Consider the following 22,339-nt stretch of genomic DNA (forward strand, 5'->3'; position numbering starts at 1 on the left):
ACGCGATCCTCGACGCGGCCGAGGCGGCGGTGCGGTCCCTGCTCGACCGGCACCGGGCCTCCTTGGCGGGGGTCGGGGTGGGCGCCGCCGGTGTCGTCGACCCGACCACGGGCACCGTGCTCGTGACCGCGAACTCGTTCACGGGATGGGCCGGCTACGGCGTCACCGACGCAGTCGCCGCACGGCTCGGGGTCCCGGCGACCCTCGACAACGACGTGAACGCGTTCCTGCTCGGCGAGGTCGCCGCGGGGGGCGGTCGCCGGGGGAGCCCGACGTCCTCGGCATGACGCTCGGCACCGGGGTGGGCGGTGCGCTCGTCCTGGGCGGGACGCTGTTCGGCGGGCCGCACGGTGCCGCGGGGGAGATCGGCCACGTCCCCGGCTTCGGTGACACCGTCTGCACCTGCGGGGCGCGCGGGCACCTCGAGACCGTCGCCGGTGCCCGGGGCATCGCCGACCGGTACGCCGAGCGCACCGGTCGCCGGATCGGGACGCACGAGGTCGCCACGGCGGCCCGCACGGGCGACCGGGACGCGCAGGACGTGTTCGCGACCGCGGGGTGGGGCATCGCCCGGGCCGTGCTGCTCACCGCCGGCATCCTCGACGTGACGACCGTCGTCATCGGCGGCGGGGTCGCCCGGTCGTGGGACCTGCTCGAACCGGCCGTCACGGCGGCGCTCGCGGCCGAGCCCCCGGTCAGCGGGGCGGCGATCCGCGTGGAGCAGTCGGTGCTCGGGGCGGACGCCGTGGCGCTCGGGGCGGCCGCGCAGGTGCGGCGGGTCGTGCTCGGGGCCTGATCCCAGCGCTGTGTCACGCCCGGACGGTGCGGGCTGAGCGCTCTCTGATCTCCGCCCGCTGGTCTCCCGGCTCGGCCCGGTCGGTCGACTGGGAGCATGGCCGGATGACCGATGCGCCGCTCGTGACGCCTGCCCGCCGGAAGCCCGCGCAGCGCGGCATCCTCGTCCCGACGCCCCATCCGCTCAGCACCATCGCGATCGCGGTCGGCGCGGTGGTCCTCATCACGATCGTCGGCTTCGTGCTCGGGGACGTCGACCTCGGGCTCGCGCGGGCGCTCAACGCGCTGCACGTCGGCGCGCTCGGGGCGTTCACGACCGCGGTCTACCACGTCATCAGCCCGGTGCCGGCGATCGGCATCACGATCGTGGTCACGGGCGTCGTCTGGCTCGTCCGTCGGGACGTGCGGCCGGCGGCGGCGTTCGCGGGGACGGTGGCGATCACCTGGGTGCCGTCCGACCTCGTGAAGGAGTTCGTGCAGCGGCCCCGTCCTGACACGTCCGCGCTCCCGCACCCCTTCGCGACGCAGCCGGACCCCTCGTACCCGAGCGGGCACACCGTCTTCGTCGTCGCGTTCGTGATCGCCCTGGCGTGGGTGCTCCGGGACACGCGGTGGCACCGACTCGCGGTGGTGCTCGGCTCGGTCGTCGTCATCGTGGTCGTGCTCGCGCTCACGATCGACGCGGTGCACTTCCCGACGGACACGGTCGCCTCGGTGCTGTGGGCGCTCGCCGTGGCACCGGCGGCACGGCTCGTCTGGGCGGACTGGGCGATGCCGCGGATCCCGGTGCTCCGCCGGGCCGAGTACGGGCTCAGCCGACCGCGCGCCTGATGAGCTCGGCGACGGTCCGCTCGTCGTCGAGCGAGAACTCCGGCGTCACCGCGAACGACGTCGGCCAGAACGACCCGTCGTCGAGCGCCGCCGCGTCCTGGAACCCGAGGGTGGAGTACCGCGCCTTGAATTTCGCAGCGTCCTGGAAGAAGAAGACCACCGAGCCGTCCTTCGCGTAGGCCGGCATCCCGTACCAGAGCTTCGGCGCGAGGTCCGGAGCGACCTCGAGCGCGATCCGGTGGATCCGCTCCGCCAGGCCGCGGTCCGGCTCGGGCATCGCGGCGATCTTGTCGAGCACGGCCTGCGCGTCGAGGGCGGCCTTCTCGGCCTTGGAGGTCCCGCGCTTGCGACTGGCCTTCACCTCGGCCGCGTGCTCGCGCATCGCGGCGCGCTCCTCCTCGGTGAAGGTGCTGTCCGAGGTCTCGTCGCGTGCTGCCATGGCGGGTCCCTTCGTCGGTGGGCATCACGGTAGCGCCGTGGCAGGCTCGGGTTCATGACCTACATCGCTGCCGACGACCGCTACGACTCGATGACGTACCGCCGCACCGGCCACTCCGGCCTCGACCTGCCGCTGCTGAGCCTCGGCTACTGGCACAACTTCGGCGACGACGTGCCCTTCGAGACGCAGCGCGCCGTCAGCCGCCGGGCGTTCGACCTCGGCATCACCCACCACGACCTCGCGAACAACTACGGCCCGCCCTACGGTGCCGCGGAGGTCAACTTCGGCCGGCTCATGCGCGAGGACTTCGCCCCCCTACCGCGACGAGATGGTGATCTCGACGAAGGCCGGCTGGGACATGTGGCCCGGTCCGTACGGCCAGGGTGGCGGTTCCCGCAAGTACGTGCTCGCCTCGCTCGACCAGTCGCTGCGCCGGACCGGCCTCGACTACGTCGACGTCTTCTACTCGCACCGGCTCGACGCGTCCACGCCGCTCGAGGAGACGATGGGCGCCCTGCACACCGCCGTCCAGCAGGGCAAGGCGCTCTACGTCGGCATCTCCTCGTACGACGCCGACCGCACCCGCCAGGCCGCCGCGATCCTCCGGGACCTCGGCACGCCGCTGCTCATCCACCAGCCCTCGTACTCGATGCTCAACCGCTGGATCGAGACCGAGGGACTGCTCGACGCCGCCGGGGAACTCGGCTTCGGCGTGATCGGGTTCACCGCCCTCGCGCAGGGGCTCCTCACCGGCAAGTACCTGAACGGCGTGCCCGACGGCAGCCGGGCCGCAGCGGGGGAAGTCGCTCGACCCGTCGACGATCACCCCGGAGGTCGTCGAGCACCTGAACGCGTTGAACGCCGTCGCGGAGGCGCGTGGGCAGAGCATGGCGCAGCTCGCGCTCGCCTGGGCCCTCCGTGACGAGCGCGTGACCTCGCTCGTCATCGGGGCGTCGCGCGTCGAGCAGCTCGAGGACAACGTCGCGGCGCTCGCGAACACGACGTTCTCCGACGAGGAGCTCCGCACCATCGACGAGCACACCGTCGGCATCGCCGACGTCGACCTGTGGGCGGGCGCCCGCGCCGGCGAGGTCTCCTGATCCGACGCGGGCCGTCCCGCCCGGTGCCGAAGTGTCACCAGCGCGCCCCGAGTTCGACACTTGGTAGTCTAAGTGTCAACGACAAGGCGTCAGGGTGACAGGAGGTCGGCATGGGATGGCCCGCGATCGGTTCCGAGGAACTCTGGTTCGAGTCCCGCTACGCGTCGTTCGGCATCGCCGCCAGCCGACGGTCCACCACTGGTCACCCCTACCGAGCAGCCGTCCCGCCGCTGATCGCCGACCTGGATCCGGTGGTCCCGTCCGCGACCGCAGCGATCGTCGACGACGCGACCGAGGCACTCGTCCGCTTCGATGCGGGCCTCGGTGGCGAGATCGCGGCGTTCGCACCACTGCTGCTGCGGTCCGAGGCAGCGGCGTCCTCGCAGATCGAACACCTCACGGCGAGCGCGCGAGCGATCTTCACCGCGGAACTGGGGGGACTCGTCCCGTCAGAACGCCGCGCAGATCGTCGCGAACACGCGAGCGATGCAGGCGGCACTCGAGCTGGCGGCCGACCTCACGCCGGAGACGGTCCTGGCGATGCACGCTGCGCTCCTCGAGGGCGACCCACACCACGACGCGGGCACCTGGCGGGACGAACCGGTGTGGATCGGTCGTGCGGCGGACAGCCCGCGGGGTGCCGACTTCGTGGCTCCACGCGCTGACCGCGTGCCCGGCCTCGTCGACGACGTCATGCGGTTCGCCCGCCGGTCCGACCTGCCCCGGCTCGTCCAGGTCGCCGTGACGCACGCACAGTTCGAGACGATCCACCCGTTCACGGACGGCAACGGCCGCACCGGCCGCGCGTTGATGCAGGCGATGTTCCGGGGGGACCGGGCTGACCAGGAACGTCACCATCCCGGTCTCCGCCGGCCTGCTGACCGACACGGCCGGCTACCACGCGGCACTCGACGCCTACCGCGCGGGGGGACGTCGCCGCGATCGTCACGGCCACCGCGGAGGCCTGCTTCCGAGCGGTGGACAACGCGACCGTCCTGGTCGCGGATGTGCACGCGGTTCGGGAGCGTTGGCGGGACACCGTCCGGTCCCGGTCGGACTCCGCCGTCTGGCGCGTCCTCGAGGTGGTCGCGCGCCAACCTGTCGTCACCGCGGCCACGCTGGGGGGTGGAACTCGGACCTTCCGTGAACGTCTACCGTGCCCTCGACACGCTCACGTCGGCCGGGGTGCTGCAGGCGAAGTCGGAGTACTCACTGCGGTCGCGCGTCTACCGCAGTGACGACGTCCTCCAGGCGCTCGACGCCTTCGCGGCACGCGCCGGCCGGCGCGGCTGACCGCAGGGACCGCCGGACGGGAGGCTGGGCACCAGCCGGAACGCGCCTCCCGTCCGGCGGGTACCCTGGACACGCAATCCAGCAACAACCGTGTATCTACCGGACGCCGGCACCCCGGCGGACAGCGGCGGCACCCGATGGGTCCGCCCGACAGGGGCGGGCCGAGAAGGCACACCCCCCACCATGCTCCAACCGCGTTCCACCAGCGCGTCCCTGATCACCCTCGCCGGGCGGTCCTACTTCCCCATCGCCTTCATCGCGCGGCTCCCGTTCGCGATGATGGTCGTCGGCGTCCTGACCCTCGTGGTCGCCGCTCGCGACTCGGTCGCCCTCGGTGGCGTCAACTCCGCGTCCGTCGGCATCGGCTCGGCGCTGTTCGGTCCGCTCGTCGGCGCCGCTGCGGACAAGTACGGGCAGCGGGCGGTGCTCGTGCCCGTCGGGCTCGCCAACGCGGTGCTGCTCGGGGCGCTCCCGTTCGTCGTGCAGAGCGCCGCGCCGGACCTCGCCGTCCTCGCGATGTCCTTCCTCATCGGTGCGAGCGCACCGCAGGTCGCGCCGATGTCGCGTACCCGGCTGGTCGCGATCATCCGCAACCGCATGGACCCGAAGCGGCACGAGCGGGTCCTCAGCGGCACGATGGCCTACGAGTCCGCGGCCGACGAGACCGTCTTCATCGTCGGGCCGTTCCTGGTCGGTGTCCTCGCGAGCGCGATCGCGCCGTGGGTCGCCGTGGCCGGGGCCTCCGTGCTGACCTTCGTCTTCGTGACGGCGTTCGCGCTGCACCCCACCGGTCGGCTCACGATCGCGCACGCGTCCGACCCCCGTCCCGCGCCGGCCCGGGAGCTCCTCCGGCCCCGTCTGGTGGTCGTGGTCGTCGGCATCCTCGGCATCGGGTTCTTCTTCGGGTCGACCCTGACCTCGCTGACCGCGTTCATGGCCGACCACGGCGGGTCGTCGCGCGCCGGCCTGCTCTACGGGCTGATGGGCATCGGCTCGGCCGGGCTCGCGCTCGGGTCGGCGGCGTTCCCGCGGGCCTTCCGGCTCGGCTGGCGGTGGCTGGTGTTCGGCGCGGTGCTCCTGGGCTCGGCGATCGTCTTCGCGACCGCGGACTCCGTGCTCGCGGTCGGGATCGTCCTCGCGGTGATGGGCATCGGCATCGGTCCGACCCTCGTCACGCAGTACAGCCTCGGGTCCGACCGCTCGCCGGTGGGCCGCTCGGCGACGACCATGACGATCCTCGGCTCGGCGGTCATCGTCGGGCAGTCGATCGCCTCGGCCGTGGTCGGTGAGGTCGCGGAGCGTGCCGGTACGCCCGCTGCGATGGCGTTCCCGGCGATCTCGGCGGCCGTGGTCGTGCTGGCCGCGGTGGCGAACCTGGTGCTGTCCCGTCGGGTCAGCGTGCGCTGAGCACCGGCGACGCCGCGGCCCGGGCGGCTCAGGCCGATGCCCCTGGCCGGTCCGGTCGTTCGGCGACGCGTCGCCAGGCTGGAGTCGCATCCGCGAGGTGCGGGTAGACCGCCAGCATCACCGCAGGCACGACGACCCAGGTGTCCCGGTCGGACTCACGGTACGACTGCTCGACGGCTTCCGCGTACCCGGGGGGGCCCGGAAGTCGGCGGCCAGCCCTGAGCGGTACACCGGAGCCGAGCCGCGATGCCGGACTGCACGAGCTCGTCCCGGTGCGCATCGGTGAGCGGTCGGAGCGCCCCCCTCGTGGACCAGCCAGTCCACGACCTCCTGCATCTGCGCGGCCGTCACCCCGTGGCCCTTCGTGTCGTCGGACATCGCGGACCGGGCTCGCTGCGGTTGGACGATCCAGGGGACGTCGAACGACAGGTCGCCCGGCGCCGCCACTCGGTGCTGCGCGGCGGCGGACTCGACGATCTCGCGGAGCAGGTACTCCTACCCTTCGCGAAGACGCGCTGTGCCCGGCGCTCGAATCGCGGGTACGGGACTGCAGCACGTCCCGGTGCCGCCACACTCGGGACCGGGACGGCGTTCACGGCGCGCCACCACGCTCGCAGTCGCTCAGCCGCTGATCGGCGCCCGCCCATGACGGCCACCGTACCGTCGCGCCCGTCGGGAGGATGCCCCAGTGCTGGCTGCCGTCGTCACCGTCCCGCCGGGGACGATGGACTTGGTGCTGTCGCGCCGGGACAGCGTGCGCTGACCGCGGCGGGATGGGGCGCCTGCACCGGTTCTCAGCCGGTAGCCTTCCCCTCACGGCGTGGCCGTCGCGATGATGAGCCGTGCGTCGCATCACGGTCGTGGGTCTCGGGTCCGTCCTCGCTGTCCTGGTCGCCGCGATCGTCGTCGTGTCCGTCCCCGGGAGGTCGGGGCCGTCCGCGCCGCTCCCACCGGCCGGCGCGTCGGCGAGCACGTGGGCCGGGCCTTCCTGGACGCCGCCGTCGGCCGCGACTGCGACGGGATGCGGGCGCTGTCGAGCCCCGACGACACGAGCTGGTGCCCTGCGAGCCTGTGGGCCCGGTGGACCGGCGAGGGCGACCCGACCATGCACTCCTGGGGGAGGACTCCGGGACGTCTCGGCTCCTGCCGACGCCGATCGGTGCTTCGAGTACTCCCTCCGGGAGTCCGGGCTCGTCGGGATGGAGGCGGGGGGAGACCACCTGGGGGGTTCTGCGAGCGGCACACCCGGCACGGTTGGCGGATCGCGTCGGAGGGGGGTCGGGTGACTCGACTCGTGATCGAGGCCTGACGGCAGGCGCCGTCGGTGGTCCGGGAGAATGATGATCGTGGTCCGCTCTTCCCGTCGTCGCCTGGTTCCCTCGGCCGCACTCATGTCCCTGACCGTCTTCGGCGCAGCGTTGCTCGCTGGATGCACCGCGGAGACACCCACGCCCACCGCTTCGACGACCTGTCGCGTGGACGCCGATGCAGACGTCGCTCCCGACGTCGGGGTCTTGTTCGGAGTGAACCCGGATTGGGGCGATCAGACCCTCGCCGAGTACGCGGGCCTGCTGGGCCACCACCCCGCGGTCGCTGTGTCGTTCGCGGACGTGCCGTTCCGCGAGGAGGACCGTCAGAACGTGCTGGCCGCTGGTGAGCAGGTGCGGGCCCAGGGCGGAACGCTCCTGTTGACGCTCGAGCCGCAGCAGGGCCTCCCTGCCGTCACGGTCGACGTGGCCGATGACGTCGCCGCGCTCGTCGAGCGGATCCAGAGCACCGGCGTGCCCGTGATCGTCCGCTTCGCCCACGAGATGAACGGCTCCTGGTACGCCTGGGGCCAGCAACCGGAGGAGTACGTCGCGACGTTCCGCCGGGTCGCTCACGCGCTGGGCAGCGGGGCGCCGGGCAGCCGGATGATGTGGGCACCGAACGAGGGTGGCGGATACCCGTTCTCCGGCGGCCCCTCCCAAGCCGTGGCCGGAACGGCGGACTTCGGTCTCCTGGACACCGACGGGGACGGCGTCCTGACGATGCACGACGACCCCTACGCGCCGTACTACCCGGGCGACGACGTGGTCGACTGGGTCGGCGTCTCCCTCTACCACTGGGGCTCAGTACCGCCCTGGGGTGAGAACGAGATGCCGGAGGAGGGGAAGTTCGCTGCCAAGCTCAGTGGCGAGTACGACGGTCTCGACGGGGACCAGAGCGCCGTGCCCGACTTCTACGGCATCTACGGCACCGAGCACGGGAAGCCCGTGGCCGTCCCTGAGACCGCGGCGCTCGTGGTTCCCCGCGGTGATGCGGCAGGCGAGGGAGCGATCAAGCAAGCGTGGTGGTCGCAGGTGTTCTCCGCCGACACCGCGGCCCGCTTCCCTGATCTCCGGATGATCAACTGGTTCGAGTGGGACAAGGACGAAGTCGAAGTCGGGCAACGAGTCGACTGGACCGTGCTGCATGACTCCGACACCCGAGACGCCTTCACCGCAGCCCTGCCCGACTGGCTCCGGTTCGGAACGGGCACGGAGGGGTGCCCAGCACCCGCGACGCCAGACGCGCACGACTGAGCCACCTCAGGCGAACTCCTCCTGGAACAAGCGCGGCGGATGGAGGACCGAGCAGTCACCGGACTTCCGGGCAGGGCACACGGATCCAGGAGCCTCACCTGGTCCGAACACCCCGTTCGCCGGCGATCAGCCCTCGGTGTCGTCGACCAGCAGCTCCTCGTGCCGGTAGTCGCCCGAACGCAGCCCGGCCCGGGCGATCATGTGCGTCGACACCGGCACGAGTGCGAGCTGGAACACCATCGCCGGCAGGACCACCCAGAGTGCCGTCCACGTCCACACGGCGACGACGACCGCCGCCAGACAGCAGGCGAGGCCGAGCACCTGCGGCTTCGACATCGCGTGCAGCCGGACCAGCGGGTCCGGGAAGCGCACGATGCCGATCGCCGCGGCCAGGGACAGCGATGCCCCGACGAGCAGCAGCGCGAGGGCGATCCAGGCGCGGATCCCGGCGTCGTCGAGGAACGCCTGGAGCATGTCCGTCATCTCGGTCATCGCTGGCCTCCTGCGGTGTGGCCGTGGTCGCCCTCGGCCGCGGCGTCGTCGGCCTGGCCGGCGACCGCCGCTTCGTCCGCTGCCTGGACGGCATGCTCAGGTGTGGTGGCGTCCATGCCCTCGTCCTCGGGGTCGGTGGAGGGCGTGACGGCCCGCGCGACGGCGACGGTCGCGAAGACACTGGTCGCGGCGATGACGACGAGCACGGGGACCGCGCTGGGGTCCTGCCGGACGACGATCGCCGCGGCGATGACGAGCAGCACGGTGGTGAGCACCATGTCCGACCCGATCATCCGGTCGAGGATCGTCGGTCCGCGCACGATCCGGCCGACCGCGAGCGCGAGGGTCGCGCCGAGCAGCAGGAGCACGAGGGCGACCCCGACGGCCATGACGACGACGGCGGCGCTCACCGGGTCACCTCCGGCAGCGGCTCGGACAGCTCGGACACGTCCTGCTGCGACCCGATCGCCCTGATGACGAGCGCCTCGATGGTCATCGCTTCTCGACGGGCGTGGTCCACCTGTCCGATGCGCTCGGTGTCGAGCACGTGCAGCAGCAGGCGTCGGCGCCGCAGGTCCTCGTCGATGACGTAGGAACCGGGGACGAGCGAGATCGCGATCGTCGACAGCGTGAACGTCATCTCCGAGGTGGTGTGCAGCTGCACGAGGACGATCGAGCTCTTCCGCACCCCTCGCGGCCGGACGGCGACCCAGGCGACCCGGAACGACGCCGCGACGACGTACCCGGCCCACACGACGAGGAACCGGAGCACGTGCAGGACGGAGAACCGTGCGGACAGCGGGACCGGTGGCAGCGGCAGCAGCTGCGTGACGAGCAGCGCGACGACGATCCCGCAGAGCAGGGTCAGCGGCGTCCAGTTGCCCCAGAGCAGCGCCCACAGCACGGTCAGGCCGGCGACCAGGGGCACGTCGTACCGCCAGGCCAGGGCCATCCGGCGCGCGTTCGTGTAGCGGCGGGCGTCGCTCATTGCTCGTCACCTCCGAGCACGGCCTGCACGTAGCGGTCGGGCGACTCGAGGGACTCGGCGGCGCGGGTCGCGTACCCGTAGAGCGGACCGGCGACGACCGTCAGGGCGACCGAGCCGAGGACGGCGACCGTCGTCACCGCGACCATCATCCGCGGGAGCGAGGACCGGGCGTGCTCGGAGGACGGGGCGTCGCCCGTGCTGTGGGCGTCGGACCGCGTCGGGTCGTCGAGGGTGCCGATCGAACCGTCCCCGGCCGGGGCGCGGACGACCGCGCCGGGCACGCCGGCGGGGGGCCGTGCCTCCCGTCCGGTCGTCCGTCGCGTCCTCGGGCACGGTGACCGGGGCGGGCTCGGGTGCCCGGAGGTGCTCGTGCGGCTCGGCGACGCTGGCGTGCGGTGCGGCCGCCTCGGCGGCGGGCTTCGGCCGCCAGAAGGCGGCGTCCCAGACGCGCATCAGCGCGTACAGGGTCAGGAGGCTCGTCACGACCCCGGCGCCGATGGTCACGTAGGCGAGTGGCGAGCCGTCCTCGGCTGCCGCGCGGAACAGGCCGAGCTTGCCGATGAAGCCGGAGAACGGCGGGATCCCGCCCAGGTTGAACGCGGGGACGAGGTAGAGCGCCGCGAGCAGCGGGGCCGCCGTGAGGAGACCGCCGAGTGACCGCGTCGACGTCGTGCCGCCGACCCGCTCCATGAGCCCGGAGACGAGGAACAGTGTCGTCTGCACGACGATGTGGTGCACCGTGTAGAAGACCGCCGCCGCCGTACCGACCACCGACCCGAGCCCGATGCCCATCACCATGAAGCCGATGTGGCTGATCAGGGTGAACGACAGCAACCGTTTCACGTCCGTCTGCGACACCGCGCCGAGCACGCCGACGATCATCGTCAGCGTGGCGACCACGAGCAGGACCGTGTTCAGCTGGGGCCGGGGGGAAGATGATCGTCTCCAGCCGGATGATCGCGTAGATGCCGACCTTCGTCAGCAGGCCCGCGAACACCGCCGTCACCGGGGCCGGGGCGGTCGGGTACGAGTCCGGCAGCCAGAACGCGAGCGGGAAGACCGCTGCCTTGATGCCGAACCCGATGAGCAGCATGGTGTGCAGCAGGAGCTGGACGTGGTCGGGCAGGTCGGCCACGCGCTCGCTGATCTGGGCGATGTTCACCGTGCCGGTCGCGCCGTAGACCAGGCCGATGGCGGCGAGGAAGATCGACGACGAGATGAGGCTCGTGATGATGTAGGTCGTGCCGGCGCGGACCCGCTGCACGCTGCCGCCGACGGTGATGAGCACGTAGCTCGCGACCAGGAGCATCTCGAACGCCACGTACAGGTTGAACAGGTCACCGGCGATGAACGAGTCGAGGACGCCCGCCGCGAGCACGAGGTACGTCGGGTAGAAGATCGTGACCGGTGCGTCCTCGTCGTCGTCCGCCAGACCCTGGCCGATCGAGAAGAGCAGGACGACGAGCAGCACCGACGCCGACACGGTCAGGAGCAGGGCGCTCAGGCGGTCGACCACGAGCGAGATCCCGTACGGCGCCTGCCACCCGCCGACCTGCACGACGATCGTGCCGTGGCGGTCGACGAGCACCATGAGCGTGACGGCGACCGCGACGGCGATGACGAGCACCGCGACCGTGATGGCGCGCTGCAACTGCTGGTGCCGGAGCAGCCCGAGGGCGACGGCGGCCCCGAGGAGCGGGACGAGGACGAGGAGCGGGACGAGGGCGGTCACGGGTGGGCCTGCTCTCGGTCGGTGTCGTGGGGAGCGCTGACGTGCGGGTCGTCCTCGTCCTCGGGGGGCCTTCGGGTCGCGCGGTGCGGCGTCGTCCTCCTCGGCGAGCTCCGGGTCGTCGTCGGCGGGGTCCTGGCGGTCCTGCCGGATCGCGACGTCGGCCTCGTCCACCTCGACCTCGTCGGCGCGGGACAGCCGCCACGAGCGGTGGATGAGCGCGAGCAGGAACGCGCTCACCGCGAAGGTGATGACGATCGCGGTCAGGGCGAAGGCCTGGGGGGAGCGGGTCCGCGATGCCGTCCGCCGACTCCCCGATCGGCGGGTCGCCCGCGGCACCCGACATCGTCAGGAGCAGCAGGTTCAGCGCGTTGCCGAGCAGCAGGAACCCGAGCAGCATCCGGGTCAGGGAGCGTTCGAGGAGCAGGTAGACGCCGCACGAGAACAGCACGGCCATCGCGATGACGAGGACGAGGGTGACGGTCATGCGTTGGTTCCCTCCATGGTGTCGGCGGCGGGTGTGCGGCGGTCCTCGATGCGCTGGCGGTCGACCTCGGCGCCGAGCGAGCGGAGGACGTCGAGCACGAGCCCGACGACGACGAGGTACACGCCGATGTCGAAGAACGTGGCGGTGACGAACTCGACGTGCCCGAGCACGGGGACGGTCGCCTCGAAGAACTCGGAGTACAGCGCCTCCTTGCCGGCGACCATCGGGACGATCGCCGTGACCGCCGCCGTGGCGACGCCGAGCCCGAGGAGTCGTCCGGCCCGGATCGGGGCCGCCGCGCCGAGTTCGGCCGGTCCGCCGGCGAGGTACCGGGCGGCCAGGGCGATGCCGGCCACCAGTCCGCCCGCGAACCCGCCACCGGCCGAGTTGTGCCCGGCGAAGAGCAGGTAGAGCGACAGCACGACGAGCCCGTGGAACAGCAGCCGGACGACGATGTCGAGCAGGGCGGAGCGGCCGGTGGGGATCGCTGCGCTCGTCGGCAGCCAGGCGCGCGGTTCCCCGTCGGCACGGTCGTCCCCGTTCGCCACCCCGGCCGGCATGTCCCGCAGGCGGGGAAGGGTGTCCTCGCGGGACTTCACGAAGATGAGGCTCGCGACGCCGGTCGCGGCCGCCACGACGACGGTGAGCTCGCCGAGCGTGTCCCATCCGCGGAGGTCGACCAGTGCGACGTTGACGACGTTGAGCCCGTGGCCGAACGAACTGGTCAGCGCGGGCAGGTCCGGCCACAGCGGTCGGGCGGTACGGGCCGAGGCGGCGACGATGACCACGGTCGCCAGGGTGACGCCGGCGAGGGCGGCGAACAGCGCCCGGAGGACCCGGAAGCGCGACGGGTTGGCGGTGCCGATCTTCGGGGGGCAGGCGTCGGAGCACGAGCACGAAGGCGATGAGGGTGACGGTCTCCACCACGAGCTGCGTCAACGCGAGGTCGACGGCGCCGTGCAGCAGGAACAGGATCGACGTCCCGTACCCGGTGACCCCGACCAACACGGCGGCGGCGAACCGGGTCTTCGCGGCGAGCACGGACACCGCGGCGGCCGACATCACGACGGCCACCGGGAGCTGCCCCCACGTGTCGGCGAAGCGGACGTGGAACTCCCACGGGCCGCCGACGACGAGGTTCAGCAGCGCGCCGGCGACGAAGACCGACAGGATCACCGTCAGGTAGTACGGCAGCGAGCCGCGCTGCAGGCTCGCGGTGAGCCAGGTCGCGAACCGGTCGAGTGCCCGCATCAGGCGGCGGTAGGTGCCCGACGCCGAGGGGGGGAGCCGGCCAAGCGGTGCTGCACGGCCTCGACCCGGGCGCGGACGAGGAACAGCGCGATCCCGGCGACGAGCGTCAGCGCGGAGAGGCCGAGCGCGGGCTCGAGCCCGTGCCAGAGGGCCAGGTGCGGGACCTCGCCGGAGCCGTGCCGCGCGGTCTCGGCGGCGGACTCGAAGCCGTGCGCGACGAACGGGGTCGCGAGGCCGAGCACGAGTCCGGTGACGCCGAGCAGCGACGGGACGACCCCCCATCCCGTGCAGGGCGTGCGGCTCGGTCTGCGGGACCCCGGCCTTGCGGGCGAAGGTGCCCCAGAAGAACCGGCAGGAGTACGCCACGGTCAGGGCCGAGCCGACGGTGATGCCCACGAGCGCGGTCCAGGCCCACACCGCGTCCGTGCCGTGCAGCTCCTCGACGAAGCCGGTGAGCACGGCCTCCTTCGCGACGAAGCCGACGAGCGGCGGGATCCCGGACATCGACGCGAGCGCGAGCACGGCGACCGCGGCCAGCCAGGGGGAGGCGTCGGCCCAGACCGCTGAGCTTCCCGAGGTCGCGGGTGCCGGCGACGTGGTCGACCGTCCCGACGACCAGGAACAGCGTCGACTTGAAGGTGGCGTGCGCCACGAGCAGCACGATGCCGCCCAGGGCGATCTCCGGCGCTCCCCACCCGGCGGCGAGCAGCAGGAAGCCGAGCTGGGCCACGGTGCCGTAGGCGAGCAGGAGCTTGAGGTCGGTCTGCCGGAGCGCCCGGTACCCGCCGACGAGCATCCCGAGCACACCGAGGACGGTGACCGTCTCACGCCAGCCGTCGAGCAGCGCGAACGCCGGGGCGAGGCGCGCGACGAGGTAGATCCCCGCCTTCACCATCGCCGCCGCGTGCAGGTACGCGCTCACCGGGGTCGGCGCGGCCATCGCGGCCGGCAGCCAGAAGTGGAACGGCACGATCGCGGACTTCGTCAGCGCGCCGACGAGCACGAGCACGACGGACACCGACACCGCGGTGCCGGTCGGGGGGAGCGGCGATGATGCCGGACAGCGAGGTCGTCCCGGCGGCGACCGAGATCACCACGAGGCCCGCCAGCATCGCGAGCCCGCCCGCGGTGGTCACGACGAGCGCCTGCATGGCCGCTGCGCGACTGGCCCGCTTCACGGCGTCGTGGCCGATGAGCAGGTACGAGAAGACCGTCGTGGCCTCCCACAGGACGAACAGCACGATGACGTCGTCGGCGATCACCAGGCCGTACATCGACCCGGCGAACGCGGTCAGCACGCCCGCGAACCGACCGAGCCCGGGCTCGTCGGCGTCGAAGTACGAGGCGCAGTAGACGAGCACGAGTGCGCCGACCGCGGTGACGACCAGTGCGAGCACCCACGACAGGGCGTCCACCCGGAACGCGAGGTCCAGTGCGAGTTGCGGGATCCACCGCACCCGCTCCGTGACACCGCCGCCGAGTGCGGCAGGGGTCTGCGTCACCGTCAGGACGGCGGCGGCCGCGGGTGCGAGGGCGGCGACGAAGAAGACGCGGCGCCCGAGCAGGGGGGGTGAGTGCGGGGACGACGAGTGCGATGACGCCGAACGCGATGAGGACGGTGGACAAGCGGACACCTCCTCGGGGGGTCGGGCTGCAGTCCGGCTCTCTTGGTTCCTCACAGCCTACGGAGAGGTGGATGAGCAGAGCCTGTACGGGCGGACAGGGTGGGCCGAGCCGGAGCAGACTGATCCCTTCCGCGCATCCGTCCGGGTGCAGCCCGGCCTGCCTATCTGGGATGATCGGACGGACGGTGCCGATCTCGCGCGCCGCGGAGGGTGACCCGGTGGACGCAGCAGAACAGGTGGTGCTCCAACTCGTCGGCACCCCGTGGGCGTTCCTCGCCGTCGGTCTCGTGCTCGCCGTCGGCAGCGTCGCGGTGTTCCTGCCGAGCCAGGCGATGGTGGTGGCGATCGGCACGCTCCTGGTCGGTGGCGACGGCGGGCTCCTGCCGGTGCTCCTCCTCGTCGTCGCGGCGACGACCGGCATGGTGCTCGGTGACCTCGGGCTCTACCACCTGGCGCGCTCGGCGGACCTCGGCTCGAAGTCCTGGTTCACGCGGCCGAAGGTCAGGAAGGCGCGGGAGGCCATCGACGAGCGCTACCGGTCGGCACCCGGGCGCATCGCGGTCCTCGGCCGGTTCATCCCGATGGGCCGGCTCACCACGAACCTCGTGGGTGCCGACAGCGGACTCGACGCCCGGCGGTTCCTGCTCGCCTGCCTGCTCGCCGACGTCGTGTGGGCCGCGTACTGCGTCGCGATCGCGGCGGCGACCGGGAGCTGGAGCCGCGACCAGCCGTTCCTCGTGACGGTGGTGGCGGTCGTGGCGTCGATCCTCCTCGGACTCGGCATCTCCGCGGTCGAGAAGGCCCTGCGCCGGCGGAGCGAAGCGGTCGCCGCGCGCTGAGCGCGAGCGGCGGTCGACCGGCTGCGACGGTCTGGGTGCCGCACGGACGCGCGCCCGTACCGTGGTGTGACCGTCCGCGTTCGGAGGAGGACCCGTGCCCGAGTCGACCATCGCCGAGCTCGTCCCCGACCCCACCGCGCTCGAGACCCTCGACACCGGCAGCACCTGGGCCGAGGGTCCGTGCTGGATCCCCGCGACCCGGACGCTCCGCTGGTCGGACATCCCCGGCGACCGGATCATGCAGTGGTCCGCGGCGGAGGGCACGGTGTCGGTGTACGCCGACGACGTGGAGTACACGAACGGCCGGACCCTCGACCGGGACGGATCGGTGGTGCAGTGCTCGCACGGGCTGCGCCGGGTCGAGCGTGACCGGGACGGCACCGTGACCCCGATCACGTCGTCCTGGGGGAGGGGTCCGCTACAACTCCCCGAACGACGTCGTCGTCACCCGGGACGGCAGCGTGTGGTTCACCGACCCCGCGTATGGCATCACGCAGCCGCGGGAAGGACACCCCGGCGTGCGGGAGTACGGCGACCACTGGGTGTTCCGCTGCGGACCCGCCGGCGAGGACCTCCGCCCGGTCGTCCTCGACGTCGACGAGCCGAACGGCCTGGCGTTCTCGCCCGACGAGCGCGTGCTGTACGTCGCGAGCTCGGACCGTGACCGCCCGGTGATCCGCGCGTACGACGTCGTGGTGGACCCGGACGCGGCCGGAGCCCCGGCCGTGCGGGTGAAGAACGGCCGCGACCTCGTGCGCTTCGCTCCGGACGAGGGCGTGCCGGACGGCCTCCGCGTCGACGAGGCCGGACGGATCTGGTCGTCCTCCGCCCTCGGGGTGGTCGTCTGCTCCGCCGACGGGGTCCGGATCGGCACGGTCCCGGTCCCCGAGGTCGTGTCGAACCTCTGCTTCGGCGGCGACGACGGCCGCACCCTCTTCATCACGGCGACCACCTCGGTGCACCGCATCCGGACCACGACCCGGGACGCCGCCCGCCGCTGACGTATCCTGACCCGGCCATGCAGTGCGACTACTTCGACCGCGGGGTGTGCCGGTCGTGCACCCTCATGGGTCAGCCATACGGCGACCAGGTGCTCGACAAGGAACTCCGGACGCGGGAGCTCCTCCACGACGCGGTCGAGGCCGCCGGCGGCCCGGGAGCGGTCGAGTGGCTCCCCGCGGTCACGAGTCCGGAGTCGGGGTACCGCAACAAGGCGAAGATGGTGGTCGGCGGCTCCGTGCAGCACCCCACCGTCGGGATCCTCGACGACCGCCAGCGTGGCGTCGACCTGCGGCACTGCGGGATCTGCACGCCGGGCATCCAGCGGGCGCTCCCGGTGCTCGCCGACTTCGTCTCGACCGCGGGGCTCATCCCGTACGACGTCCGCCAGCGCCGTGGTGAGCTGAAGTACGTGCTCGTCACCGAGTCGCCCGACGCCGAGCTCATGGTGCGCTTCGTCCTCCGCTCGGAGGGACAGCTCCCGCGCCTCCGCGACCACCTCGACGTGCTCCGACGGGTGCTGCCGCAGGCGGTCGTCGTGACCGCGAACCTCCTGCCGGAGCACAAGGCCGTCACGGAGGGGGGACCGGGAGGTCGTGCTCACCGAGCAGCAGACCCTCCCGATGCGCCTCGGTCCCGTGACGATGCACCTGCGCCCGCAGAGCTTCTTCCAGACGAACACGGCCGTCGCGACGCAGCTGTACGCGCAGGCGTCCGCGTGGATCGACGAGGTCGACCCGGCGTCGATGTGGGACCTGTACTGCGGGGTCGGCGGATTCGCCCTGCACGCGGCCCGGCCGGGTCGCGCGGTGACCGGCATCGAGACGAGCCGGGAGGCGATCGTGTCCGCCAAGCAGTCCGCCCGTGAAGCGGGTCTGGCCGACGTCCGGTTCGCCGCGGACGACGCCACGGCGCACGCCCTCCGCGCTCGTCCCGGCGCCACCCCGGAACTCGTGGTCGTGAACCCGCCCCGGCGCGGCATCGGTGCCGAGCTCGCGGGGTGGTTCGAGGCGTCGGACGTCCGGCACGTCGTGTACTCGAGCTGCAATCCGGTCACACTCGCGCGTGACCTCGCGGCGATGCCGTCGTACCGGTTGCGGCGGGCGCGCGTGCTCGACATGTTCCCGCAGACGGGGCACCTCGAGGCCGTGACGCTGCTCTCGCGGGCCTGACGGCCGGGAGGCGCGGTGCGGGTCCGTCCCGGGCCTCCGGTCCGCCTCGCACAACGCCGGGCCGGGATTGCCAGGGAACTCGGAAGGTCGTGTACCCGGGTACGTCCCGATCGCCGCAGGCGCGGCGATCGGGTGATTCAGGTTCTACCGAGGGGTACATACCACTGATGGGCAGAACCATTTGTCTCGGTTTGATAACGAGCCAGAGTTTCCTATGGTGGCCGACCGTGACACCGGCGCGGAGGCTGCCCCCCGGTGACGCCATCAGACTGACCGCGATCGGTCGGGGTGGGCAGCCGGCGTCGGGAACGACGAGTGCGGCCCCGGTGGAGCAACGACATGAAGAACCACACCCGAACCCGCGCCCTCGTCGGCGGACTCGCCTTCGCCGGCCTCGCCGCGACGGGCGTCGGTCTCGCGGCTGCACCGGCGAGTGCGGCCAGCGGCTCGACCTGGGACGCCCTGGCAGCATGCGAGGCCAGCGGCAACTGGGCCGCGAACACCGGCAACGGCTACTACGGCGGACTGCAGTTCACGCAGAGCACCTGGGCCGCCAACGGCGGCACCGGCAGCCCGGCCGCCGCGAGCCGCGAGACGCAGATCGCGGTGGCCGAGAACGTCCTCGCCTCCCAGGGCTGGGGCGCATGGCCGGCCTGCTCCGCAAAGCTGGGCCTGAGCGGCACCACCGGCGCCGCTCCGGCACCGGTGCCGCAGCCGGCCGCGCCGGCACCGGCCCCCGCCGCCCCGGCGGCCCCCCGCGCAGCAGGCGGCCCCGGCCCAGCCGGCGGCTCCCGCACCGGCCCCGGCTCCGAAGGCCGCCCCGAGCACGCCGGTTCCGTCGGCGACCTCGAGCAAGCCGGCCGCGGTGCCCACGAGCGGCAAGACCGTCAAGGTGGTGTCCGGCGACACGCTCGACACCATCGCGACGAAGCTCGGCATCGACGGTGGTTGGAAGCAGCTGTGGGCGGCGAACACGTCGACCATCGACGACGCCAACCTCATCTACGCGGGGCAGACCCTGCAGCTCCCGGCCTGACGTCCAGCGTCACGCAGCCGATCGGAAGCGCCCCACGACCTCGGTCGTGGGGCGCTTCGTCGTCCCCGGCCCGGAGTCCCCGGACGGCCGTGTCGCCTCAGCCGGTGGCCGCGGTCCGCCCTGCCGCGTGCCCCGCGAGCCACCCCCTCGACGTCGTCGGACCGCAGGGCGATGGTGAGGCTGGTCAGTTCGGCACGGTCGACCTCGACGTAGCTCTGGCCGTCCGGGCTGGTGCCACCCCCGGCGGTCGGGAGCGTGAACGTCTCGAGGTCGTGCGGCCGGATCCGGCGGAGGGACCAGCCGAGGTCGACCAGGGTGGGGAAGGTGAGACCGGGGTCGACGGAGAGGTACGCGCTCGTCGAGCTCACGAACCGCTGCACGGCCCCGGGATCGGTCAGGGTGTCCGCCGACAGGACCCGCTCGAGGAGCGCGCGCATGAACGCCTGCTGGTTGCGGACCCGGGTGTGGTCGGCGTCCGGGAAGGCGTAGCGCTCCCGCACGAACGTGAGCGCCGCGGCGCCGTCGAGCTCGTTCGGTCCCCGGACGAAGTGGTGTCCGCGGGCGTCGAAGGTCGCGGGGGGACTGCACCGTCACGCCGCCGAGGGCGTCGGTCATCCCGACGAACCCGGCGAAGTCGATCTCGGCGACGTGGTCGATCCGGACCCCGAGGAGTTGTTCGACGGTCTGCACGGTCAGTGGGACACCGCCCCACGAGTAGGCGGCGTTGATCTTCGCCCTGCCGTGTCCGGGCACCTCGACCCAGGAGTCGCGGAGGATCGACATCAGGGAGACGTGTCTGCGGTCGGCCGAGACGTGCGCGAGCATCAGGGTGTCGGAACGGCCACCGCCCACGCCGTCGTGCTGCGGGTCGAGCCGCTCCCGTGCGTCCGACCCGATGAGCAGGACGTCCAGTGCGTCCCCGTCGTCGTGCGGCCGTCCTCCGCTCGGGAAGGGGTCGTCGAGCACGGTGCGTCCCGCGTCGTACCGCTCGGCCAGGCCGCCGATGAACACGCTGGCGACGACGGCGAGCACCGTGGCGATCGCCGTGAGGGACCCGACGGTCGCCAGCAGTGCGACGAGCAGCGGGCGGTGCCGGATGGAGCGCGCTGCGGCGCGGCGTCCGGTCACGAGACCCCCCTGGGGACAGGTCGGCCCTGGTGCCGACCCATCCAGGGTGTCACATTTCAGACGTAGAACACAAGTACCAGCATCACGGTGGGCTCGGGCGCTTCCCCAAGAGGATCGCGCCGAGACGACGGCGCAGCTCCGGGTCGTCCGGCAGGACCTCGCGCTCGATGTGCCGTGCGGTCTCCCACATCTCCCGCCCGCGCTCGGTGACCGTCACCACCCGGCGACGTCCGTCCTCGGGGTGGGGTCCGCGGACGACGAGGCCGTCCCGTTCGAGCCGTTCGAGGGTGCGGGACATGGTCTGCGGCTGTACGCGCGCCGTCCTCGCGATGACGTCCGCGCCGGTCGGGCCGTTCCGGAGGGCGATGTCGAGCGCGATGAGCGCCGCGTGGGGCAGGCCGATCGCCCGGAGTCGTTCGTCCCACTCCCGTTCGACGGCCCGTGCGGCGGCCGCCAGCAGTCGCCCGATCGGCCACCGGGAGGGCTCGTCGTCCATGCCGCGAGTCTACGGTCGGGCGGTCCACTTCCTCCGGCGCGCTGCCGTCGCGCCTCTCGCGCCGACCGCGTGACATGTGACACGCTGAACGCATGCCAGTGCCCTCGACCCAGCCCGCTGCCGAGCGCAAGCTCCTCCGGGACACCGTGCAGGACAAGATCCGGGACGCCATCATGGACGGCACGCTCGAGCCGGGCGAGCGGCTGAACGACGACGACCTCATCGCCTGGCTCGGCGTCTCCCGCACTCCCATCCGAGAGGCTCTGGCCGAACTCGCCCGCGCCGGTCTCGTCGAGATGGCCCCCAACCGCTACACCAAGGTCGCCGCCCCCCAGCGCGGCCGAGCTGCTCGACGCCTACCAGACGCTCGGCGTGATCTACGGCGGCGTCGTCCGGCTCGCGGTCCCGCGCTTCACCGACGCCGAGCGCCGCCGGGTGGTCCGGACGCTCGACGACGTGCTCGAGCGCCTCGGCGAGGGCCAGCAGGCCGAGGTCGCCCACGACGGCGCGGACCTCTACGCGATGTGGGCGGAGGCCTGCGGGAACGCGTCCCTCGCCCAGCTGTGCCGTGCCACCACCGACGGACTCGCCTTCCGGTTGCGGGTCCCCGAGCTCGCCGAGGTCGTGCCGCCCGAGGCGGTCACGCCCCGCGTGCGGGAACTCCGCGACGCCGTCGCGGCGAACGACCCGATCGCCGCGGAGCTCGCCATGGAGGCCGCCCACCTGCTGCCCACCAGGAACTGAAGCGGCCGGCACTCAGCGGGGCAGGACCCCCCGTGGCGAGCCCGAGCGACCAGAGTGCGACGATCGCCACGACCGCCGCGAGGTGCCACCAGCGGTGCATGACGAGCACGGCGGCGAACTCCCGCAGGAACGCGCTCGGGACCGCCTGCCGTGCCGTCGGGGCGCCGAGCACGCGGGCGTCGAGACCGGTGCGCCGGGCCGTGATCGCGGTGCGCATCACGTGGTAGTCGTTCCTGACGACGAGCGTCCGCCCGTCCACCCCGGCGTCCCGGAGGACCCCGGAGGAGAACCGGAGGTTCTCGCGGGTGTTCCGGGAGCGCGGCTCGCGGAGGACGAGGTCCGCGGGGACACCGTGCCCGACCAGGTACTCGGCCATGGCGTCGGCCTCGGTCCGGTCCTCGTCCGCGCCCTGCCCGCCGGACGCCACCACGACCGGGGTGCGGCCGGCGGCGTCCGACCGCCGGAACACCTCGACCGCGCGGTCGAGCCGGGACCGGAGCATCGGCGACACCTGCCCGTGCACGAGCCCGCACCCGAGCACGACGAGCGCCTCGGCCTGCTCGGACACCCGCACGTGCCCGTACGCGAGCGCGGCGCCGAGGAACACGAGGAAGGCGACGGCGACGTACCCGGCGACCGCCAGGACGAGCACGAGGACCGCCGAGCTGGTCGGGGTGTCGACCCGCGCGAGCACGACGACGAGGGCGTCGAGCGCGAGCAGAACGGTCCCGGCGACGAGTGCGAGGAGCCTGGTCAGGCTGCGGGCACCGCGGCGGAGTGCGCGGACGCCGTTTCCGACCAGGAGCACGGCGACCAGGGCGCAGCACACGGCGAGGACGGACAGGAACACCCTGCGACCGTACTGGGCGACCATGTGCGGACCGCGCCCGCCGCAGGGCCGTGAGCGGGGCCTCCCGGAGGGGT

The 22,339-nt window shown here is 72.6% G+C and carries 19 protein-coding genes and 12 pseudogenes; 16 read left to right on the forward strand and 15 right to left on the reverse strand.

Annotation, left to right across the window (positions count from 1 at the left end; translation table 11 throughout):
- Positions 1-29: 29 nt before the first annotated feature.
- From DEJ15_RS03150 to DEJ15_RS03160, 3 genes are all read left to right on the forward strand, one after another.
- On the forward strand, positions 30-287 hold the full coding sequence (locus DEJ15_RS03150) for an ROK family protein (protein WP_284175588.1): 258 nt from the start codon (positions 30-32) through the stop codon (positions 285-287).
- Positions 284-796, forward strand: coding sequence for an ROK family protein (locus DEJ15_RS03155; RefSeq protein WP_284175589.1), 513 nt, complete (start codon positions 284-286; stop codon positions 794-796). Before DEJ15_RS03150 ends, DEJ15_RS03155 begins: the two co-directional genes overlap by 4 nt.
- A 104-nt stretch (positions 797-900) precedes the next feature.
- Positions 901-1,626 carry a phosphatase PAP2 family protein gene (locus DEJ15_RS03160; protein WP_110825618.1) on the forward strand — a complete coding sequence of 242 codons (726 nt, stop codon included), beginning with the start codon at positions 901-903 and terminating at the stop codon, positions 1,624-1,626.
- Here the strand turns inward: DEJ15_RS03160 and DEJ15_RS03165 are convergent.
- Positions 1,607-2,065 carry an iron chaperone gene (locus DEJ15_RS03165; RefSeq protein WP_110825617.1) on the reverse strand — a complete coding sequence of 153 codons (459 nt, stop codon included), beginning with the start codon at positions 2,063-2,065 and terminating at the stop codon, positions 1,607-1,609. The genes DEJ15_RS03160 and DEJ15_RS03165 overlap by 20 nt on opposite strands.
- A 54-nt stretch (positions 2,066-2,119) precedes the next feature.
- Between DEJ15_RS03165 and mgrA the strand changes: the two are divergent.
- From mgrA to DEJ15_RS03190, 5 genes and pseudogenes are all read left to right on the forward strand, one after another.
- Positions 2,120-3,165 (forward strand): annotated as a pseudogene (mgrA, locus tag DEJ15_RS03170) (L-glyceraldehyde 3-phosphate reductase).
- A 540-nt stretch (positions 3,166-3,705) separates the two neighbouring features.
- Positions 3,706-3,927, forward strand: a pseudogene (locus DEJ15_RS17525) (Fic family protein); the annotation flags it as partial.
- Positions 3,928-4,308: 381 nt separating this feature from the next.
- Entirely contained in the window at positions 4,309-4,458 is a 150-nt protein-coding gene (locus DEJ15_RS03180; protein ID WP_284175591.1) for a hypothetical protein, read from the forward strand.
- Between the two features lie 183 nt (positions 4,459-4,641).
- Positions 4,642-5,865 (forward strand): MFS transporter, encoded by a 1,224-nt coding sequence (locus DEJ15_RS03185; protein ID WP_220032667.1) that lies wholly within the window; start codon positions 4,642-4,644, stop codon positions 5,863-5,865.
- Between the two features lie 1,475 nt (positions 5,866-7,340).
- Positions 7,341-8,429, forward strand: a complete 1,089-nt coding sequence (locus DEJ15_RS03190; RefSeq protein ID WP_258365853.1) for a glycoside hydrolase family 26 protein — start codon at positions 7,341-7,343, stop codon at positions 8,427-8,429.
- 126 nt (positions 8,430-8,555) lie between these two features.
- Here the strand turns inward: DEJ15_RS03190 and mnhG are convergent, their stop codons facing one another.
- The 11 genes and pseudogenes from mnhG to DEJ15_RS17540 form a co-directional block, all read right to left on the reverse strand.
- On the reverse strand, positions 8,556-8,921 hold the full coding sequence (gene mnhG, locus DEJ15_RS03195) for a monovalent cation/H(+) antiporter subunit G (RefSeq protein ID WP_110825610.1): 366 nt from the start codon (positions 8,919-8,921) through the stop codon (positions 8,556-8,558).
- A complete protein-coding gene (locus DEJ15_RS03200) occupies positions 8,918-9,331 on the reverse strand; it encodes an MrpF/PhaF family protein (protein WP_110825609.1) in 414 nt (137 codons plus the stop codon). Before DEJ15_RS03200 ends, mnhG begins: the two co-directional genes overlap by 4 nt.
- Positions 9,328-9,909: a Na+/H+ antiporter subunit E gene (locus DEJ15_RS03205; protein WP_110825608.1), complete on the reverse strand. Its 582-nt coding sequence runs from the start codon at positions 9,907-9,909 to the stop codon at positions 9,328-9,330. Before DEJ15_RS03205 ends, DEJ15_RS03200 begins: the two co-directional genes overlap by 4 nt.
- Positions 9,906-10,046 (reverse strand): hypothetical protein, encoded by a 141-nt coding sequence (locus DEJ15_RS19315; RefSeq protein WP_502866146.1) that lies wholly within the window; start codon positions 10,044-10,046, stop codon positions 9,906-9,908. Before DEJ15_RS19315 ends, DEJ15_RS03205 begins: the two co-directional genes overlap by 4 nt.
- 388 nt (positions 10,047-10,434) lie before the next feature.
- Positions 10,435-10,791: pseudogene (locus tag DEJ15_RS19320) on the reverse strand (proton-conducting transporter transmembrane domain-containing protein); the annotation flags it as partial.
- A gap of 112 nt (positions 10,792-10,903) precedes the next feature.
- Positions 10,904-11,977: pseudogene (locus tag DEJ15_RS19325) on the reverse strand (proton-conducting transporter transmembrane domain-containing protein); the annotation flags it as partial.
- Positions 11,978-12,020: 43 nt separating this feature from the next.
- Positions 12,021-12,125: pseudogene (locus tag DEJ15_RS17530) on the reverse strand (Na(+)/H(+) antiporter subunit C); the annotation flags it as partial.
- Entirely contained in the window at positions 12,122-12,913 is a 792-nt protein-coding gene (gene mbhE / locus DEJ15_RS03220) for a hydrogen gas-evolving membrane-bound hydrogenase subunit E (RefSeq protein WP_284175592.1), read from the reverse strand. The pseudogene DEJ15_RS17530 and the gene mbhE, both read right to left, overlap by 4 nt.
- Positions 12,914-13,058: 145 nt before the next feature.
- Positions 13,059-13,376 (reverse strand): annotated as a pseudogene (locus tag DEJ15_RS17535) (hydrogenase subunit MbhD domain-containing protein); the annotation flags it as partial.
- 106 nt (positions 13,377-13,482) lie between these two features.
- Positions 13,483-14,400, reverse strand: coding sequence for a proton-conducting transporter transmembrane domain-containing protein (locus DEJ15_RS03230; RefSeq protein WP_284175593.1), 918 nt, complete (start codon positions 14,398-14,400; stop codon positions 13,483-13,485).
- Positions 14,401-14,482: 82 nt separating this feature from the next.
- Positions 14,483-15,055 (reverse strand): annotated as a pseudogene (locus tag DEJ15_RS17540) (proton-conducting transporter transmembrane domain-containing protein); the annotation flags it as partial.
- A gap of 131 nt (positions 15,056-15,186) precedes the next feature.
- Here DEJ15_RS17540 and DEJ15_RS03240 point away from each other — a divergent pair.
- From DEJ15_RS03240 to DEJ15_RS17560, 6 genes and pseudogenes are all read left to right on the forward strand, one after another.
- Positions 15,187-15,840 (forward strand): DedA family protein, encoded by a 654-nt coding sequence (locus DEJ15_RS03240; protein ID WP_284175594.1) that lies wholly within the window; start codon positions 15,187-15,189, stop codon positions 15,838-15,840.
- A 94-nt stretch (positions 15,841-15,934) separates the two neighbouring features.
- Positions 15,935-16,183: pseudogene (locus DEJ15_RS17545) on the forward strand (SMP-30/gluconolactonase/LRE family protein); the annotation flags it as partial.
- 118 nt (positions 16,184-16,301) lie between these two features.
- Positions 16,302-16,841 carry an SMP-30/gluconolactonase/LRE family protein gene (locus DEJ15_RS17550; protein ID WP_349814793.1) on the forward strand — a complete coding sequence of 180 codons (540 nt, stop codon included), beginning with the start codon at positions 16,302-16,304 and terminating at the stop codon, positions 16,839-16,841.
- A 17-nt stretch (positions 16,842-16,858) separates the two neighbouring features.
- Positions 16,859-18,011: pseudogene (gene rlmC / locus DEJ15_RS03250) on the forward strand (23S rRNA (uracil(747)-C(5))-methyltransferase RlmC).
- Positions 18,012-18,350: 339 nt separating this feature from the next.
- Positions 18,351-18,608, forward strand: a pseudogene (locus DEJ15_RS17555) (transglycosylase family protein); the annotation flags it as partial.
- 268 nt (positions 18,609-18,876) lie between these two features.
- Positions 18,877-19,047: a LysM peptidoglycan-binding domain-containing protein gene (locus DEJ15_RS17560; RefSeq protein ID WP_349814794.1), complete on the forward strand. Its 171-nt coding sequence runs from the start codon at positions 18,877-18,879 to the stop codon at positions 19,045-19,047.
- Here the strand turns inward: DEJ15_RS17560 and DEJ15_RS19330 are convergent.
- Both DEJ15_RS19330 and DEJ15_RS03265 read right to left on the reverse strand, forming a co-directional pair.
- Positions 19,014-20,175: pseudogene (locus DEJ15_RS19330) on the reverse strand (LCP family protein). The gene DEJ15_RS17560 and the pseudogene DEJ15_RS19330 sit on opposite strands and share 34 nt — an antisense overlap.
- A gap of 82 nt (positions 20,176-20,257) precedes the next feature.
- Positions 20,258-20,671 (reverse strand): MarR family winged helix-turn-helix transcriptional regulator, encoded by a 414-nt coding sequence (locus tag DEJ15_RS03265; protein ID WP_110825600.1) that lies wholly within the window; start codon positions 20,669-20,671, stop codon positions 20,258-20,260.
- Positions 20,672-20,844: 173 nt separating this feature from the next.
- Between DEJ15_RS03265 and DEJ15_RS17575 the strand changes: the two are divergent.
- Positions 20,845-20,934: pseudogene (locus DEJ15_RS17575) on the forward strand (GntR family transcriptional regulator); the annotation flags it as partial.
- A gap of 109 nt (positions 20,935-21,043) precedes the next feature.
- On the forward strand, positions 21,044-21,415 hold the full coding sequence (locus DEJ15_RS17580) for an FCD domain-containing protein (protein WP_349814795.1): 372 nt from the start codon (positions 21,044-21,046) through the stop codon (positions 21,413-21,415).
- Here DEJ15_RS17580 and DEJ15_RS03275 read toward each other — a convergent pair.
- Complete coding sequence (locus DEJ15_RS03275) at positions 21,312-22,265, reverse strand: YdcF family protein (protein WP_284175596.1); 954 nt, start codon at positions 22,263-22,265, stop codon at positions 21,312-21,314. The genes DEJ15_RS17580 and DEJ15_RS03275 overlap by 104 nt on opposite strands.
- Positions 22,266-22,339 lie beyond the last annotated feature (74 nt).

This window comes from Curtobacterium sp. MCJR17_043, assembly GCF_003224315.2.
Lineage (GTDB): Bacteria > Actinomycetota > Actinomycetes > Actinomycetales > Microbacteriaceae > Curtobacterium.

Bases quoted from the DNA above. Each gene is read 5' to 3' on its own strand.
- DEJ15_RS03155 (WP_284175589.1), top strand. From the start codon at position 284: ATGACGCTCGGCACCGGGGTGGGCGGTGCGCTCGTCCTGGGCGGGACG.
- DEJ15_RS03160 (WP_110825618.1), top strand. From the start codon at position 901: ATGACCGATGCGCCGCTCGTGACGCCTGCCCGCCGGAAGCCCGCGCAG.
- DEJ15_RS03165 (WP_110825617.1), bottom strand. From the start codon at position 2,065: ATGGCAGCACGCGACGAGACCTCGGACAGCACCTTCACCGAGGAGGAG.
- DEJ15_RS03185 (WP_220032667.1), top strand. From the start codon at position 4,642: ATGCTCCAACCGCGTTCCACCAGCGCGTCCCTGATCACCCTCGCCGGG.
- mnhG (WP_110825610.1), bottom strand. From the start codon at position 8,921: ATGACCGAGATGACGGACATGCTCCAGGCGTTCCTCGACGACGCCGGG.
- DEJ15_RS03205 (WP_110825608.1), bottom strand. From the start codon at position 9,909: ATGAGCGACGCCCGCCGCTACACGAACGCGCGCCGGATGGCCCTGGCC.
- DEJ15_RS03265 (WP_110825600.1), bottom strand. From the start codon at position 20,671: ATGGACGACGAGCCCTCCCGGTGGCCGATCGGGCGACTGCTGGCGGCC.